At 47.3% G+C, this 16,268-nt stretch carries 14 protein-coding genes; 7 read left to right on the top strand and 7 right to left on the bottom strand.

Annotated elements, in window-relative coordinates:
• Position 1: 1 nt before the first annotated feature.
• Positions 2 to 511 (top strand): hypothetical protein, encoded by a 510-nt coding sequence (locus tag M3080_RS01250; protein WP_022472560.1) that lies wholly within the window; start codon positions 2 to 4, stop codon positions 509 to 511.
• 77 nt (positions 512 to 588) lie between these two features.
• On the opposite strand, the gene aspS is transcribed toward M3080_RS01250, so the two are convergent.
• The 3 genes from aspS to M3080_RS01235 form a co-directional block, all read right to left on the bottom strand.
• Positions 589 to 2,388, bottom strand: a complete 1,800-nt coding sequence (gene aspS, locus M3080_RS01245; protein WP_022472559.1) for an aspartate--tRNA ligase — start codon at positions 2,386 to 2,388, stop codon at positions 589 to 591.
• 148 nt (positions 2,389 to 2,536) lie between these two features.
• Positions 2,537 to 4,588 carry an elongation factor G gene (gene fusA, locus M3080_RS01240; protein ID WP_249091566.1) on the bottom strand — a complete coding sequence of 684 codons (2,052 nt, stop codon included), beginning with the start codon at positions 4,586 to 4,588 and terminating at the stop codon, positions 2,537 to 2,539.
• A gap of 156 nt (positions 4,589 to 4,744) precedes the next feature.
• On the bottom strand, positions 4,745 to 5,431 hold the full coding sequence (locus M3080_RS01235) for a winged helix-turn-helix domain-containing protein (RefSeq protein WP_249091565.1): 687 nt from the start codon (positions 5,429 to 5,431) through the stop codon (positions 4,745 to 4,747).
• 195 nt (positions 5,432 to 5,626) lie between these two features.
• Between M3080_RS01235 and M3080_RS01230 the strand changes: the two genes are divergently transcribed.
• From M3080_RS01230 to M3080_RS01210, 5 genes are read left to right on the top strand one after another with little or no spacing between them, the layout of a single operon-like run.
• Positions 5,627 to 7,036: an efflux transporter outer membrane subunit gene (locus tag M3080_RS01230; RefSeq protein WP_249091564.1), complete on the top strand. Its 1,410-nt coding sequence runs from the start codon at positions 5,627 to 5,629 to the stop codon at positions 7,034 to 7,036.
• A complete protein-coding gene (locus M3080_RS01225) occupies positions 7,033 to 8,304 on the top strand; it encodes an efflux RND transporter periplasmic adaptor subunit (protein WP_249091562.1) in 1,272 nt (423 codons plus the stop codon). Before M3080_RS01230 ends, M3080_RS01225 begins: the two co-directional genes overlap by 4 nt.
• A 12-nt stretch (positions 8,305 to 8,316) precedes the next feature.
• Positions 8,317 to 9,012, top strand: a complete 696-nt coding sequence (locus tag M3080_RS01220) for an ABC transporter ATP-binding protein (RefSeq protein WP_022472554.1) — start codon at positions 8,317 to 8,319, stop codon at positions 9,010 to 9,012.
• 2 nt (positions 9,013 to 9,014) lie between these two features.
• Positions 9,015 to 10,220 (top strand): ABC transporter permease, encoded by a 1,206-nt coding sequence (locus M3080_RS01215; RefSeq protein ID WP_249091561.1) that lies wholly within the window; start codon positions 9,015 to 9,017, stop codon positions 10,218 to 10,220.
• On the top strand, positions 10,217 to 11,143 hold the full coding sequence (locus M3080_RS01210) for an ABC transporter substrate-binding protein (RefSeq protein WP_022472552.1): 927 nt from the start codon (positions 10,217 to 10,219) through the stop codon (positions 11,141 to 11,143). Before M3080_RS01215 ends, M3080_RS01210 begins: the two co-directional genes overlap by 4 nt.
• A 51-nt stretch (positions 11,144 to 11,194) precedes the next feature.
• Here the strand turns inward: M3080_RS01210 and M3080_RS01205 are convergent, their stop codons facing one another.
• The 3 genes from M3080_RS01205 to ssb all read right to left on the bottom strand — a co-directional run bounded on the left by M3080_RS01205 (position 11,195) and on the right by ssb (position 13,788).
• The gene (locus M3080_RS01205) at positions 11,195 to 11,866 is read right to left on the bottom strand and encodes an orotate phosphoribosyltransferase (protein ID WP_022472551.1); all 672 of its coding nucleotides are present in this window, start codon (positions 11,864 to 11,866) and stop codon (positions 11,195 to 11,197) included.
• Positions 11,867 to 11,884: 18 nt separating this feature from the next.
• Positions 11,885 to 12,898, bottom strand: a complete 1,014-nt coding sequence (locus tag M3080_RS01200; protein ID WP_022472550.1) for an amidohydrolase family protein — start codon at positions 12,896 to 12,898, stop codon at positions 11,885 to 11,887.
• A gap of 386 nt (positions 12,899 to 13,284) precedes the next feature.
• A complete protein-coding gene (gene ssb, locus M3080_RS01195; protein WP_022472549.1) occupies positions 13,285 to 13,788 on the bottom strand; it encodes a single-stranded DNA-binding protein in 504 nt (167 codons plus the stop codon).
• A gap of 317 nt (positions 13,789 to 14,105) precedes the next feature.
• On the opposite strand from ssb, the gene M3080_RS01190 reads away from it, so the two are divergent.
• Positions 14,106 to 15,383 carry a nickel-dependent lactate racemase family protein gene (locus M3080_RS01190; RefSeq protein WP_022472548.1) on the top strand — a complete coding sequence of 426 codons (1,278 nt, stop codon included), beginning with the start codon at positions 14,106 to 14,108 and terminating at the stop codon, positions 15,381 to 15,383.
• 44 nt (positions 15,384 to 15,427) lie between these two features.
• Here M3080_RS01190 and M3080_RS01185 read toward each other — a convergent pair whose 3' ends face one another.
• A complete protein-coding gene (locus M3080_RS01185; RefSeq protein WP_022472547.1) occupies positions 15,428 to 16,165 on the bottom strand; it encodes a FadR/GntR family transcriptional regulator in 738 nt (245 codons plus the stop codon).
• Between the last annotated feature and the right edge of the window lie 103 nt (positions 16,166 to 16,268).

Here is a 16,268-nt window from a genome sequence, read left to right as displayed (position 1 = left end):
TATGAAAATATTGAAGACAATTAAAATTTGCGCGCTTTCAATGTCTGCGCTGATTTTAGCGGGGTGCGCTCACCCTGATTTGATTGATGTCGGTACGCCGGAAAACGCGGTGTTAACCGAACTGGGAATGCCGGACTCAAAGATGACTCAGCCTGATGGCAGCTTTATTTTGGTGTATTCCATGCAGCCTTTCGGACAGGAAGTCTATTGGATGCGCTTTGATAAAAATGGGAATTACGTAGGCAAAGAGAAAACCATGAACGAGGATCATTTCAAATTAGTGATCCCCGGTAAGCACACCAAAGCGGACGTATACCAGATGTTTGGACATTGTGCTCAGGAGTATGAATTCAAACTCCAAGACCAAACAGCATTCATGTATCGATTCAATGACATCGGCGGTATGGATATGGCTTTTTGGGTGCAGTTTGATTTAAATGGAGTGGTCACAGAGACCGCTGTCACACAAGATCCCTGGGATCATGACGGCGGATGGTTGTTTAGTCTTTAATTTAATTTGAAGAGAAAAATAACGGGAACCCTCAAAAAGAGTGGTTCCCGTTATTGATTATGGGCTAACTATTTCAATTAGTCCTTGGCCGGTTGCGGGTTGCGCAAACGAATGTGCAATTCACGCAATTGTTTTTCATCCACAGGGGCCGGAGCATTCGTCAGCAAGCATTGAGCACGCTGAGTCTTCGGGAATGCAATCACGTCACGAATGGAAGGAGCACCAGCCATAATCGTCACGATACGGTCAAGACCGAAGGCGATACCGCCATGAGGAGGAGCTCCGTATTGCAGGTTATCAAGCAAGAAGCCGAACTTCGCACGGGCTTCTTCCGGGCCAATATTCAAAGCGGCAAAAACTTTGCTTTGAATGTCTGCGCGGTGGATACGGATGGAACCGCCACCGATTTCCCAGCCATTGAGCACCATGTCATAGGCCTGAGCCAAGCACTTGCCGGGATCAGTACTCAACATGTCAACATGGTCGGGGTGAGGCATCGTAAACGGATGGTGGCAAGCAACCCAGCGATGTTCTTCATCATCGTATTCAAACATCGGGAAATCGACCACCCAGAGGGCCTTCCAACCTTCTTCATACAAACCATTCGCTTTACCGAATTCGCTGTGACCGATCTTCAAGCGCAAGGCACCCAAAGAGTCATAGACGATCTTGGCACGGTCGGCACCGAAGAAGATGACGTCGCCGTTTTGAGCGCCCGTTACTTCAAGGATATGAGCAAGAAGTTCATCGGAGAGGTTCTTCACGATCGGGCTTTGCAAGCCTTCACGGCCCTTTTCCTTTTCGTTAACCTTGATGTAAGCCAAGCCCTTTGCGCCGTAGATCTTCACAAATTCCGTGTAGGAGTCGATTTCAGAGCGCGGCATGCTGGCAGCGTGAGGCACGTTCATGGCCACAACCTTGCCGTCGGGCAACTCGGTGGCGGAACGGAACACCTTAAATTCAGACGTCTTTGCCTGTTCGGTGATTTCACGCAATTCAATACCCTTAATACGTAAATCGGGCTTGTCGGAACCAAAGCGAGTCATTGCTTCGTGCCAAGACATCACCGGATACGGATCAGGGAGGTCAACGTTGATCGTTTCTTTGAAAACGTCACGAATCATGTTTTCCATGATGTCGCGAATTTCTTGTTGCGTCAGGAACGATGTTTCAATATCAACCTGCGTAAATTCAGGTTGACGGTCTGCACGAAGGTCTTCATCACGGAAGCACTTCACAATTTGGTAGTAACGGTCAAAGCCGGCCACCATCAACAATTGTTTGAACAATTGCGGCGATTGAGGCAGGGCGTAGAAATGGCCGTCATGGACACGGCTCGGAACCAAGTAGTCGCGAGCGCCTTCCGGAGTGCTGCGTGTCAGCATCGGGGTTTCAATATCAATGAAACCTTGTTTGTCCAAGTGATTGCGAATAGCCAAAGCAACCTTGTAGCGCAATTTTAAATTGCGTTGCATTTGCAAACGACGAAGATCCAAAACGCGGTAAGTCAAGCGAGTCGTTTCGGAAAGATTTTCATCGTCCAAATGGAACGGAGGCGTTTCGGACTTATTGAGGATGGTTAATTCACGGCAAAGTACTTCGACACCGCCGGAAATCAAATCAGGGTTGTGGGTGCCTTCGGGACGGGCACGCACGAGACCAACCACCTTCAAGCAATATTCATTGCGAACGGCTTCTGCCGTTTTGAAAACTTCAGGGGTATCAGGGTCACAAACCACTTGCAAAAGACCTTCGCGGTCACGCAAGTCGATAAAAATGACTCCGCCGTGGTCACGACGACGGTGAGCCCAACCGTAGAGGGTCACCGTTTGACCGATGAATTTTTCATTAATGAGACCGGTATATTCGGTACGCATAAATGCTCCCAATATATGAAGGGAATGATTTCCCAAATAATCAACCGAAGTATTCTAATATGAAAGCTTCGGCTTTTGTGAGCTTAAGGCAAAAACAGTCGGTCGAATGTTTGAGAATTCGACCGACTGCAAAGCTCAGACGTCAGTATTAATCTTCTTCGGCCTTGCGTTGATACTTACTGGCCAATTCAGCTTGAACTGCGGCAGGAACTGGTTCGTATGCCAACAATTCAATCGAATAGGTGCCCGCACCTTGTGTTAAGGCGTTCAGGCGATTAGCGTATCCATCAAGACCGGTGAGCGGCACCCGTCCGGTGATGAGCATCATGCCACCGGTCAGGTTTTCGGTTCCGCTGACTTGTCCGCGGCGGCTTGCCAAGTCGCCGGCGATGTCGCCCATGCAGGAATCCGGTGCTTCAATTTCGATTCTGACAATCGGCTCAAGCAAAGTGGGTTTCGCATTGGCCAAAGCATCCAACATTGCTTTTCTGCCGGCAGCGACGAATGCGACTTCCTTACTGTCTACGGGGTGATACTTACCATCGTAAACCGTGACACGAACGTCATGGATGGGGTAGCCCGCCACGTAGCCGGAATCCAAAACTTCTTGAACACCTTTTTCAACAGCAGGAATGAAGTTGTACGGAATGGCACCGCCCTTAACCTGATCGACAAACTTGAAACCAGCGCCGCGAGGAAGCGGTTCAACACGAAGGAACACTTCACCAAATTGGCCGGCACCGCCCGTTTGTTTCTTATGGCGAGCGTGGCCTTCAGCGGGAGCCGCGATTGTTTCACGATAAGGAACGCGAGGAGTGCGTGTTTGAACTTCAAGCTTGAACTGAGAAGCCATGCGTTTGAGGACAATGCGAAGATGTTGTTCACTCAGACCTCTTAAAACGGTTTCATTCATGACAACGTCATGTTCAACCGCCAAGGTAGGATCTTCGCTAACCATCTTTTCAAGCACTTCCGACATACGGCTTTCGTCACCGCGTTTAGCGGGGCTGACGGCTAAGCCAAACATCGGTTTCGGGAAGTTCAATTTCTTCATGTAAATGCCGCCTTCAATGGAGCTGTCATGAAGAATGCTTCCGTAAACAATATCGTCAACCTTAGCAACGGCACCGATGTAGCCGGGATTCATTTCATCGACTTCGAGGCCTTCTTTACCTTGAAGCATGATCGGACGAGTAATTTTGAAAGCTTTCTTTCCGTCGTCCACAAAGAGTGTGGAGTCTTTCGTGATGCGGCCTTGATGCAGACGGAATAGACCGATCTTGCCAATGTAGGGGTCGTTGACGACCTTGAACACATGGGCCAATACCGGGCGGTTGGCATCCGGGAATGTCATGTATTCTGAGCCGTCGGCCTTGTAAAAGAGTGGAGCATTAGCTTCTGTCGGATTGGGCAAATGACGGACAAAAACCTTAATCAAGTCACGCATACCAATTAAGTTTTTAGCCGAGGTAAAGCAAACCGGGATGATGTGACCCAAACGCAAAGCTTTGGTCAACGGAGCGTGCAAACTCTTGGGATCAACGGCCCCCTCTTCCAGGTAGCGTTCCATCGTCTCGTCGTCCATTTCCACAACACGTTCGACGAAAGCTTGGTGCACACGTTCAACAGAAGCAAAATTGGCTTCACCCTTGTCATTGTCAAAGCAGTCAATAACGTGAGAACAATCTTTGTTCGGCAAGTTAAGCGGCAGCACTTCGTTTCCGAATGCTTCACGAAGGTCAAGAACAAGCTTAGCCAAGTCCACGTCAGGCTGATCAATCTTATTGACAACAATCATGCGGCAGAGGTTGCGTTCTTTGGCCCAGTGCATCATGCGTCTGGTCATCAGTTCAATGCCTTTTGTGGCATCAACAACCACACAGACGGTTTTTACGGCATCCAGTGCACCCAATGCCTGACCTACACAATCGGGGTACCCCGGGGTATCCAACAAGAAAATACGAACAGGCGTGCCATCGTCTTTTTGAGCATTCAGGTGAGCCACAGTTGTACGCAACGAGTGTTTGACTTCTTTTTCCATCGGATCAAAGTCACCAACGGTGTTGCCTTTTTCAACAGTTCCTACTTCTTTAATGACACCGTTGCGATAAAGCAGAGCTTCCATCAAGGTTGTCTTACCGGTGGAGCCGTGGCCCACCAAAGCTACAGTACGGATATTCTCAACTGGATATTGACTCATAATGATCCCCTTTAATGACTAAATGGAAATGTCAATGGTTCTATTTTGCGCCTTTTCTTCTACAGTCGTTAAAAGAATGAGAAAGAATTTGACAAAAATCGCGAAAAAATACTGATTTATCAAAAAAAGTCGCTTTTTAGGGGAAAAGAGCAACAATTAATCTTGCTTGCAGAGACGGTAGCCGACGCCCCTTACACTTTCAATGCAAATGTCGTCGCAGTGTAATTGATGCAGTTTGTGGCGGACACTGGAAATGTGGACATCAATGGCTCTGTCAAATTGTCCGCGAGGACGCCCTAAAACTTTGGGGTAAATTTCATCTTTACTCACCGGGGCATTCAGGTTGTCGGCCAAAAGATCCAAAAGGGTGAATTCCGTGACAGTTAAGGTTAATGGAACGCCGTGAACACTAGCGGTAGCATTTTGTTTGTCAATGCAAAGCGATCCGATGGTGACAGGGGTGAGAGATTTTAATTTTTCATTTTGCCTGGACTCATTGGCGACCTTGATGGCTTCTAAAATAGAAACCAGGGGGGCTGGAAGCGATAAAAGCTGTTCCTGAGGCAAACGAAGTGATTTAATTACATCGTTCGAAACGCCCTCGTGAATTAAGGCGAGAATATCCAATTCGGGTTTAATGGCTAATAAGTATTCAACAAACTGAGCATCCTTTTCTTCTTTGATATCAATAACGGCCATGTCGAAATTGTCGTTTTGGCAGTAGTTGAGCGCATCTTGCTGACTGTATGCCGCCCGGACTTCATAGTTACAAAAAACTAAGAAGTCTGCGATCAGCGCTTCGAATACCTCGTCATGTAACGATAAAAGAAGATTTAAAGGCATTGAGATAGTACAAACACACTTTAATAAATAAGACCGTAATAATAATGATATTCGAGTATTAAGTTTGCCCCAAGTGCGATTTGCCACTAAGACGATTGCCTTACCTGCAGACAGCTTGCAAAAAATTACTCGCTTCGGGAGATTGTTACAACTTTTTATGGCACACTTTGAATTAAGGTAAAAAGGGGAAAGAATGTGAAAAAAATTCTCACTCTTGCATTAACGGTGTCATGTGTTGTCGGACTGGCTGGTTGCGCCGTTCAGCCTGTGCAGTTGACTGAAGAACAAAGTCGTCTATTGGCCTCAATATGGAGTTACGGAGAGGGGACGGCAGAGGCAAAGTCGCTCAGGGTGCCTCCTGCGCAATGGTGGTCATCTTGGAAAGATCCGTCATTAAATATGTTGGTGGAAGCGACGCTTAAAAACAATACTGATATTGCTCAAGCCCAGGCGAACTTACGCTCGGCGATGGCTAGTCTGACGGCAGCGACTTCTCAACTCTTCCCGACAGCAACGTTGGGGGCTGATGGCGCTCGAAACCGTCGAAATAACACCTCTACGGAAAGTTTTGGTGCGGATGCCGCTGCGGCATGGTCTTTTAGTTTTGGCGGTAAGGATGTTTCTTCAAGACGAGCGGCTCAGGCTAGTGCCTTAGCTTCTGAGTTATCCCTGGAAGACACAAAAAGTGCAATGACAAGTGAAGTGGCGCTCACCTATGTCAATTTGCGCCTGGCTCAAAGTCGCTTGGCAATCGCCAGACAAAGTGTCAAATCTTATGAAGAGGCGAAGAATTTAACTCAATGGCGTTATCAGGCCGGACTTGTATCAGCTACGGACTACGAACAGGCGAACGCCCAATTTGAAAATGCCAAGGCCAGTATCGCCACGAATATGCATAACATTTTGCAGTATGAGACCGCCTTATCAAGATTGACCGTTTTGCCGTTGAGCGAAATTCAAAATTTGCCTTCAGCAGATATTCCGACCCCTCCGGGAAAGATTGCGGTTTCTATTCCTGCAGATGTGATTTCGTTAAGACCTGATGTGTTGGCAGCGCGTGAAACGGTGAGAGCTGCGATGGAAAATGTTCGTGTTGCACAAGCCGATTACTTTCCGACTTTGTCACTTTCCGGTTCAATAGGTACCGCAGCGGCAACGGTTGGGGCGTTGGGAGCAAGTGGTACCGGAATCGGTGCCTTGGTTGGAGCTTTGTCGATGCCTTTTTTGAATTGGGGCGATGTTGTGGCCGGTACCGAGACCCAGAAAGCCAATCTTGACCGTGCGCAGGCTCAATACACGCAAACTTTGGTTGCTGCTTTAGAAGAAACGGAAAACGCATTATCCGGTATTCGCTCCAGTGCGGCTAAAAAAATGTCCCTTAAAACGGCAACGGAGAGTTCTCAATTGGCCGCCCAATTGGCTTTGCAGCAATATTCAAGCGGTTTGGAAGATTATCAAACGGTTCTGACAACGCAACGATCTTGGCTAACGGCTCAAGATAATGAGGCTAGTAACCAAGCGGATTGGGCAATTGCTCATATTGATTTATATCGGGCGCTGGGTGGCGGATGGGTTCCGACTGACCCGAACAATGAGGAAAAATGATGAGTAACGACAAAGAAAAGATCAAATCCTTACTAGGCGGCGATGATGCTCAGGGGCGTTCGAAAAGAAAAACTTGGGCACTGGGGGCCGCCTGTGTGGCAGTGGTTGCGGCTTTTTCCTGGTGGATGGGCAGCAAAGACGCGGGACCGCAGTATTTAACTGAAGCGGTTACTCAAGGCGTACTGCAGGTTGAGGTGACGGCTAACGGGACGCTTGAAGCTGAACAAAAAGTGACGATTGGCTCAGAACTGTCCGGGATTGTTGAGAATGTTTTAGTTGATGTAAACGATCCTATTAAGCACGGTCAGGTGCTAATTGAACTTGATACAGCCAAATTAAAGGCTTCGGTTGAAAAAGCAAAAGCGGCCTTGGCCAGTGCACAAGCAGCGCAGAAAGAAGCTGAGGCAACGCTCAATGAGGCGAACGCTAAATACAAAAGACTTCTTAATGTGAGAAAACTTTCGGGCGGAAAAACACCGGCTCAAACCGAATTGGATGAACAGGCAGCCGTTGTCGCTCGCGCACAAGCTTCACTGGATACTGCCGGCGCTCAAATTCAAACAGCTCAGGCTGAATTGGAAACCGCTCAGACGGATTTAACGAAAGCCTACATTTCTTCACCTATTGACGGTGTGGTTTTAGCTCGTTCCGTAGAACCGGGATACGCGGTGGCGGCTTCTTTACAAGCTGTTGAGCTTTTAACATTGGCGAGTGACCTAAGAACATTAGAACTTGAAATTGATGTAGACGAGGCCGATGTCAGTGTTGTGCAGCCAGGTCAGAAAGCAACGTTCACGGTCAGTGCATATCCCAACAAAAATTTCCCGGCAACCTTGACTAAAGTGGCTTATGGTCCCACGGAGTCGGAAACAAATGTGGTGACCTACACCGCTTATTTAAAAGTGAGCAATGAGGAGTTGCTTTTACGCCCGGGGATGACGGCAACAGCAAGAATTGTGACGGAAAAGCGCGATAACGCTCTGCTGGTTCCTAATACAGCATTGCGATTTGCTCCCAGCGTATCGGCTAAGGGTTCAAGCGCGGTCAGCAGCCTCATGATGGGGCCACCCCGTTCATCCAACAAAGTCTCGAAAGAAGTCGGAGGCGTGACCACACAAAGGAAAAACACCGTGTGGGTTTTGCGTGACGGCAGCGCTCAAGAGGTTGACATTATTACCGGTGCATCGGACGGAACGCGCACAGAAGTGGTTTCGGGCGATTTGAAAGCGGGTGACTTGGTCATTACGAGCCAGCTTCGGGCCAACTAGCAAGGAGTGAGCATGTCTGAAAAGATCCCATTGGTTCAGCTCATTGATATTCATAAGCGCTACGGACAAGGCGAAGCTGCCTTTTTCGCCTTGCAGGGGATTGATTTCGTCATTGAAGAAGGTGATTTTGTTGCGGTGATGGGGCCCTCGGGATCGGGGAAGTCAACCTGCATGAATATTGTGGGAGCGCTTGATACGCCAACTTCCGGTCGTTACTTGTTTAAAGGGGCTCCGGTCGAAAAAATGAGTCACGACGAAAGAGCTTTGTTGCGCCGGAAATATTTGGGCTTTATTTTTCAGGGATTTAATCTTTTGGCGCGAACAACCGCACTGGAGAATGTCGAGTTGCCACTTCTGTATCGAGGAGTGCCTCGTGAAGAACGCCATAAATTGGCCAGGCAGGCTTTGGACCGGGTGGGGCTTTTGCGATGGGAACACCACACGCCTGCGGAATTGTCAGGCGGCCAACAACAACGTGTGGCCATTGCTCGGGCAATTGTGAGTAAGCCGTTGCTGCTCTTAGCCGATGAGCCGACAGGTAGTCTGGATACCAAACGAAGTATTGAAATTATGCAATTGCTCAAAGACCTCAATGAGCAAGATGGAATTACGGTTTCGCTTGTAACTCATGAACCGGAGATGGCGACGTTTGCCAAGAGGATTGTTCATTTCAGAGACGGTCGCATAGAAAGTGATCAGGGAGTTTAGGTATGTGGGGGAATGCTTTTATATTGGCTTTACGTCAAATATGGCGCAATCCCATGCGTTCGTTGCTGACGGTCCTCGGTATCGTTATCGGTGTGGCGGCCGTGATCACAATGGTGACGGTCGGAAACGGTGCAACGCAGGCCGTTCGTGAGCAGATTGAAAGCTTGGGTAGTAACCAACTGATGATTCGTCCCGGACAGCGTATGGGGCCTGGCGGTTCTACGGGTGCTCCGTCTTTTAAACTTGAAGATGTCGATGCAATTGCTAATCAAATCGCAGGAGTTAAGGCAGTTGCGCCTCAAAGACAGCAATCCATGACTGTTGTGGCCCAAGGGCGCAACTGGAGTACACAGGTTATCGGCAGTTCCAACCAATATTTCATTTTGGATAATCGGCAAATTAGACAAGGGCGCTATTTTGAGCCGCAGGAAGAGCAGTCAGGGGCTGCTGTGTGTGTAATTGGGACAACGATTGAAAAGGAAATTTTCGGATCGTCTAATGCCGTGGGACAAATGCTGCGTACCGGTCAGTTTTCTTGCCGTGTCGTGGGTGTTTTGGAAAGCAAAGGACAGGCGGCCATCGGTGGTGACCAAGATGACTTGGTGGTCATGCCGATTCAAACCTTTCAACGGAGAGTCTCCGGAAACACAAGAGTTTCAGCTATTTTAGTGTCGGTTGATTCACAGATTGATCGAGCGTTGGTGACAGAAAGTATTCGTCTTTTAATGAGGGAAAGGCGCTCTTTATCCGATGCCGATGATGACAACTTTATGATTTTGGATACAGAAGAAATTGCTCGGAGAGTTTCCAGTACGACAGAAATCATGACGATGCTTTTAGGAGCAGTGGCCGCGGTTAGTTTGGTTGTCGGCGGTATTGGAATTATGAATATCATGCTTGTCAGTGTGACGGAAAGAACGCGAGAAATCGGTGTTCGTTTGGCAATCGGTGCATTGGAAAGAGAAGTTTTGATGCAATTTTTGATTGAAGCGGTCGTATTAGGAGCTATGGGCGGTGTTTTAGGTGTCGCGATTGCTTTTATCGGTTCTTTTGCCTTGGCGGCAACCATGGGAGTGCCCTTCATTTTTGATCCGAGCATCAATATGATTGCGTTCTTATTTGCGGCGCTGACCGGTGTCATTTTCGGTTATTTCCCTGCACGCCGGGCCGCCCAGTTGGATCCGATCGAAGCGGTGAGACACGAATGATGAAGAAATTATTTTCGATATTGTTTTTAGGGCTGTTTTCGTTGGTTGCCCAATGTCAGACATGGCCCCAACAGCTCAATATCACTTACGTAAAGGCTCCGTTTAACATACAAAATATTGTTATGAAAAATCAGGGGCTATTGGAAAAAGAGTTCGCAAAAGAAGGTATCAAAATCAACTGGATACCCATTAAGGCCGGGCTGAATCAGGTTCGGGGAATGGCTGCCGGTGAGATTGACATGGTCGCAGCCATGAATACCAGTACATTGCTGATTGCTAATTCTGCAGGCAATCGTATTGTCATTGTTGATGGTGTGGCACACCCGGATGATACGTTTGCGATTGTGGCAAAGCCTGAGATTAAAAACATTGTTGATCTGAAGGGGCGACAGATAGTCGGTCCGAAAGGCACAGTCTTGCATCATCTTTTAAGCGCAGCATTGAAAAGTTCGGGCATCGAAATGAAGGATGTCAAATGGGTATCAATGAATTTGCCTGCCAGTTTGACAACATTGTTGGGCGGACGGGCCGACGCGGCTTTATTAGCCGCGGGTGGGATTTTGGCTGCGGAAAAGGCAGGTTTTCATGCGCTCGTTAAAGCAAAAGGATTAATTGAAACCAATTTAGTGCTGGCAGCAAGAGGTGATTTTGCAAAAGAATATCCCGACGTTGTCAGACGAGTGGCCAAAGTCAATCGCGAAGCTCTTCAATGGGCATTGACCAATAAGCCGCAAGCGATTGCCCTGGGAGCAAAAGAGTTGCAGCTCAGTGAAGAAGATGCTGCCAAGTTATTTGAGTGGTCACATTTTTACTCCGACCTTACACAGAAAGACATTGATGCATTACAGAACAGTCAACGGTTTTTATTGGAACAGAAAATGATGAATCGTTCCGTTGATATCAATACCTTAATCTTCAAATAAAAAGAGGGAAATCCTCGGATTTCCCTCCCAAAGAACCAATTGAATGGCAAATTAATTTTCGCGTGTGGTGGCAATTAAGCCACGGCGAGCAGCCCATGTCCACGGCGTCTTGAGCCATTCCATGATGGTCGCCTTTTGCTCTTCGTTGATCATGCCCATTTCGACGGCTTTTTCAACAATGCGTTTGAACTCAATCATGCGGAAAACCTTGACGCCAGCTTCCTTAAAGAGTTCAGCGGTTTCAGTCATGTCGAAATTGGTGATGCTTACGCAATCGGTGACGATCGCACCTTCTTCACGCAACGTCTTAATGGCATCCAAGCAAGATAGACCGGTAGAAATATGATCTTCAATGATCAAAACACGTTTGCCCTTTACGCTGCCGCCTTCGATACGGTCCAAATCACCATAAGTTTTGGCGCGTTGGCGAACGTAAATCGTCGGAACGTTCAAACGATAGGCAAGAGCGGCGCTATGCGTAAGACCACCGGCTTCCACGCCGGCGATCACGTCATACTCCAAGCCCCACTTGTCAATCAGCGAAGCCATGGTTTCAATGACATCATGCCAAGCATCCGGATGGGTGATCAGCTTGCGGTTATCAACGTAAATCGGCGTGACCAAGCCAGACTTCAAACGCAGAGGTTCTTCAGTTAAGAAAGCCACAGCGTTCAATGAGAGCAGATTCTCAATCAAAATGTTTTCAGCAAGTTTAGACGGCATTTGTTCTTTCTCCTCTCATTATTTCTTGATGGGCAACGGTTCATACGGTTCGAGACCCAAGGCCATGCGACCGTTGCGAGTAGCAATTTCAACCAAGTCTTCAAAGTTGTCATAGCGGCAGCCGGTGGCCATTAAGGTCAATTCATGCCACATGTCACCGCCGCTCCACGGAACCATAGCATCGGCCACATTATCCACACCGATAGCCACACGAACGCCTGCAGGTACCAATTCATCAACCGGAGTCATGGAATTGTGCATCGGTCCGATTGCTTCCGTACGCGGGGTGTCAATCCAGGCGGTCGGACAAGCAATCATCATGACGCCAGCTTCGCGCATCAGTTGGTAGAGGCGGTCGCGATACTTCTTGGAGTGAGCGGCAATAGAGATGCCGTGCACACCAACCACTCGTCCTTGCAGACCAAATTCCATGGTCTTCATGCACATTTGTTCCGTTTCATATTCAACAGCTTGGTTGAATTGGTCGACGTGGGCATGAACCATCTTGCCTTTTTCTTTGGCGGTGCCCATGATGATGTTCCAGGCCTCATCGGCTTTGCCAAAATCACGTTCGTCACGTTTGGGCAAAGCGCCGATGATGTCAACCAAATCAGCACCGATATCGAACCATTTACGGGCTTCAGGATCAATCACGCCTTTGAGTGTTTGGTTGGCAAATTTAACAGTCAACTGATCTTTGTAGTGTTCACGAGCTTTGATGCCGGCAATGATGGCACGGTCTTCACTTTGCGGATCGATGTCGACAAAGGTGCACAAGGCGGTAACGCCTTGGCTGATCATTAATTCAAACATTGTGCAAAAGCGCGTGTAGAAATCATCTACCGTTGATTCTCTTTTCAGGCGGTCCAGAGCGTCCCATTTTTGCTGCAGAGTGCAGGTGCGGCGCATTTCCATAATTTCAGGACTTAGCGTGAAGGAACGGTCGGCGTGAGCGTGGGTGTTAACCCAACCACCGTTGGCTTTAATCATCGGCTCCAGCATGGCGCGGACAGTATTTGGAATTACGGTCATTGCTCTTCTCTCTTTAGCGGTTCAAACAAACATATCTAAAAAAACGGCAATCCTTAAAAAAGGATTGCCGTTTCGGAAACATTTTCCCCTCGAGCCAGACGTAAGGCTCGGCCGATTCGATTTCGGTAATGCAAGGGGAATAAACTCATTTGTACACTCTACCCGTTAGGGGGTTAAATACACAATTAACCCGCCATCTTACTCCAGAATGAAATAAAAAATCCAGCCAGTCAGTCAGATTTTTTATAACTTCTTTTTAAACAATAAGATAGCTCTAGGAGTATAGCGCTATTCTTAGGCTAAGTTTTGTTGCCTTTGAATCAAGCGGAAATAAAAACGCCCGCTTATGATTCGAGCGGGCGTGTGTCTGATACTGAGTTCAGAAATTAGAACGGAATGTCTTCGTCAAGATTATCCAAACCGTTCACTGGAGCGGGCACGGGTTCCGGTTGGCGCGGCTGTTGATAGGTCGAAGCCGGAGCGTGTTCGGTGTGAACAGGAGCGGGACGGCGGGGAGCAGATTCAAAACCACCTGCGCCAGTGCCTTCACTGCGTTCACGGCTACCCAACATCTGCATCGTTTCAGCGATGATTTCCGTTGAATAACGATCTTGTCCGTCCGGACCTTGCCATTTACGAGTACGCAGACGACCTTCAATATAAACCGGGCGACCTTTGCGGAGATACTCGGCGGCGATTTCGGCTTGACGGCCGAAAAACACAACGCGGTGCCATTCTGTTTCTTCCTGAGGTTGACCGTTGGAATCTTTGTAGCGGCGAGAGGTTGCAACCGTAATTGTCGTAATGGCGGTACCGCCTTCAGCGGTGTAGCGCGTATCCGGATCACGACCCAAGTTACCAATAATGATGACTTTATTTACCGAAGCCATTTTCTTTCACTTCCAAAAAATAACAACACCGTTAAAACGGTATTTGATAAACACACCCAAAGGCTTCAAAGTGAGAAAACTCACCCGTTCGCATTCGAGACGTTTGGTGAGCATATTCAAAAATACGCTAAGCGCTAATTGTGTAGAAAGTTTGAAAAAATGTCCATACCGTCATAAAGGATTTTCTTGGCTTTATATGACAGTAGATCAAAAATATTACCTATCTTTGCGAAATTAATTTCTCGCTTTAAACGTAACGAGAACTAAACACAAGTTAAAATAAACAATTGTTTCAAAAAGACTCTAAAGGACTTCCTATGGCTTCCAAACAATTTACTTTTGCCTATGGTCACGGTACGAAAACGTTTGACTACGAAGAAAACGACATTTTGAAGGTCGTTCGTACCGAAGATTTCCCTCCGATGCAAAACATTGAACAAGGTATTTTGGATGCGATCAATCATCCGATTGGCTCGCCTGCTTTGTCTGAAATTGTTAAGCCGGGTGATACGGTTGCTTTTATTTGCAATGACCCGACACGTGTTGCCAACAGTTACGACTTCATGCCGGTGTTTGTCAATGAAATGAATCGTTTGGGTGTGCCCGATGAAAATATGCGGATCGTTTTTTCTTTGGGAACGCACCGTGTGATGACGCATGAAGAAATGGTTGAGCAGGTTGGAAAAGAAGTCGCCTCCCGCATCAAGATGTATAACAGTGTCGCCACCAATGCGGACGATTTCGAGTACTTTGGCGATACGAGCCGTGGTACGCCGGTTTGGATCAATAAGCTCTTGTGTGATGTTGACCACGTTATTTTGACAGGCACCATTGTCCACCACTACTTCTCAGGTTATGGTGGTGGCAGAAAGGCTATTTTGCCGGGTTGCGCCGCCATGGAAACAGTTCGCAAAAATCACAGCTGGATGTTGGATCCTCATGCGGGTTTAGGCATCATGGAGGGTAATCCTTGCTACGAAGACCAAATGGAAGGCGTGGCGCTTTTTGCTAAAGGTCGTTCATTGTTCCTTTTTAATGCCGTTTTGAACGCAAAGCATGAATTCTTGAAGATGTTTGCAGGCGATTACATTAAGGCTCATAAGGTGGCCTGCAGCTTTGTGGATGAAGTGTATGGTTGCGTGATCCCCAAGGAAGCCGATCTTGTGATTGCCTCCTGCGGCGGCTACCCGAAAGATATCAATGTCTATCAGATGCAAAAAACGATGGACAATGCCATGTGTGCAGTGCGAGAAGGCGGGGTGGTGATTTTACTTGCCGAATGCATTGAAGGTTCAGGCTCTGCTAAGTTGGAAGAAACGTTTAAGCGCTTAAAGACGCCTGAAGCTATTCGTAAAGAGTTGGAAGATAACTTCCAAATTGGTGCAAACAAAGCCTTTGCTATTACTCGTCCTCAGTCCAAAGCGGACTTTGTTTTGGTGACTAAGCTCGATAAGGACCTGGCAAAATCCATGCACTTTGCCGCTACGACAGAGTGTGTTGATGAGGCTATTGCTATTGCCAAACAAAAATTGGGCGACCATCCTGCAACGATTTTGATGCCCGAAGGTTCACTGACGGTGCCGAGAGTGGCCTAATCTTGAATACAGCAGTCCGAAAGCCTGGCTTATTTGCCGGGCTTTTAGGACTTAGGAGTAGGAGTTGAAATTAAACGTTTGAGATTGTCAAAACAAGCGTCTATGTCTCCGCTTTTAATAGCTTCATAAACATTCCAATAAGTTTTTACCCAAACGATCGATTTGTTACCTGCCGGATCATCAATGCGCTTCATAGCGTTCACTAACATATGTTGGCGGATGGGCGCTTTACAAATACTGAAAGCGAGTCGCAACAATTCGTTGTCTGACAGTTCACACAAAATAGAGTGGAAATCCAATCCTATATCAACGGTTTTGCCAAGAGATTCCTTTTTGTCTTCGGAGTTTGTCAGGGTATAGTATCGGGCGACTTCATCTTCAAAATCTTTACAACACTGAGCTAATTTTTTTAAAAGTCTCTCATTGGGACGTTCAAAGGCTAATTTAATCGCCGCAGATTCAATTACCCAACGATACTCTTGCGTATCATGCAAAACCTTATCATTGACGTAAAAGTCTGAGATTTCCTCAATATGCGTGGAAAAGTCGAATGTTTTGACATAGGTGCCATCGCCTACGCGCGTATTCAAAATTCCTAATGCATTGAGTCGCTGAAGAGCGATGCGCACAGTCAGACGGTTGACTCCAAAAGTATCGGCTAATTCACTTTCTGATGGAATTTTTTGATCGGCAACCCATGTTCCGTTTGTTACTAACTCTTTGATTTTTGAGCAAACTAAATCTGCTGCCGAGACTTTTTTGATTTTTAAACTTCTAGCCATGTCTTTATCTCAATGGATCTGAAAAGGTCACCAATAACCCCAGATGATCGTTAAGTGGGAAATTGTACGGTTAACCGTCTGTTTTGAAAAGGAAATCACTATC

The organism is Parasutterella secunda (assembly GCF_023336895.1).
Taxonomy (GTDB): domain Bacteria; phylum Pseudomonadota; class Gammaproteobacteria; order Burkholderiales; family Burkholderiaceae_F; genus Aphodousia; species Aphodousia faecalis.
The sequence above is the reverse complement of the archived record's forward strand: the minus strand, read 5'-3'. Positions and strand labels throughout refer to the sequence as shown.

What these genes read in the sequence shown, in the direction of transcription:
- M3080_RS01205 (WP_022472551.1), bottom strand. Translation starts at nt 11,866, where the DNA reads ATGCCGTCTAAACTTGCTGAAAACATTTTGATTGAGAATCTGCTCTCA.
- M3080_RS01220 (WP_022472554.1), top strand. Translation starts at nt 8,317, where the DNA reads ATGTCTGAAAAGATCCCATTGGTTCAGCTCATTGATATTCATAAGCGC.
- M3080_RS01200 (WP_022472550.1), bottom strand. Translation starts at nt 12,898, where the DNA reads ATGACCGTAATTCCAAATACTGTCCGCGCCATGCTGGAGCCGATGATT.
- M3080_RS01210 (WP_022472552.1), top strand. Translation starts at nt 10,217, where the DNA reads ATGATGAAGAAATTATTTTCGATATTGTTTTTAGGGCTGTTTTCGTTG.
- M3080_RS01235 (WP_249091565.1), bottom strand. Translation starts at nt 5,431, where the DNA reads ATGCCTTTAAATCTTCTTTTATCGTTACATGACGAGGTATTCGAAGCG.
- ssb (WP_022472549.1), bottom strand. Translation starts at nt 13,788, where the DNA reads ATGGCTTCGGTAAATAAAGTCATCATTATTGGTAACTTGGGTCGTGAT.
- M3080_RS01250 (WP_022472560.1), top strand. Translation starts at nt 2, where the DNA reads ATGAAAATATTGAAGACAATTAAAATTTGCGCGCTTTCAATGTCTGCG.
- M3080_RS01185 (WP_022472547.1), bottom strand. Translation starts at nt 16,165, where the DNA reads ATGGCTAGAAGTTTAAAAATCAAAAAAGTCTCGGCAGCAGATTTAGTT.
- M3080_RS01215 (WP_249091561.1), top strand. Translation starts at nt 9,015, where the DNA reads ATGTGGGGGAATGCTTTTATATTGGCTTTACGTCAAATATGGCGCAAT.
- fusA (WP_249091566.1), bottom strand. Translation starts at nt 4,588, where the DNA reads ATGAGTCAATATCCAGTTGAGAATATCCGTACTGTAGCTTTGGTGGGC.
- aspS (WP_022472559.1), bottom strand. Translation starts at nt 2,388, where the DNA reads ATGCGTACCGAATATACCGGTCTCATTAATGAAAAATTCATCGGTCAA.
- M3080_RS01190 (WP_022472548.1), top strand. Translation starts at nt 14,106, where the DNA reads ATGGCTTCCAAACAATTTACTTTTGCCTATGGTCACGGTACGAAAACG.
- M3080_RS01225 (WP_249091562.1), top strand. Translation starts at nt 7,033, where the DNA reads ATGATGAGTAACGACAAAGAAAAGATCAAATCCTTACTAGGCGGCGAT.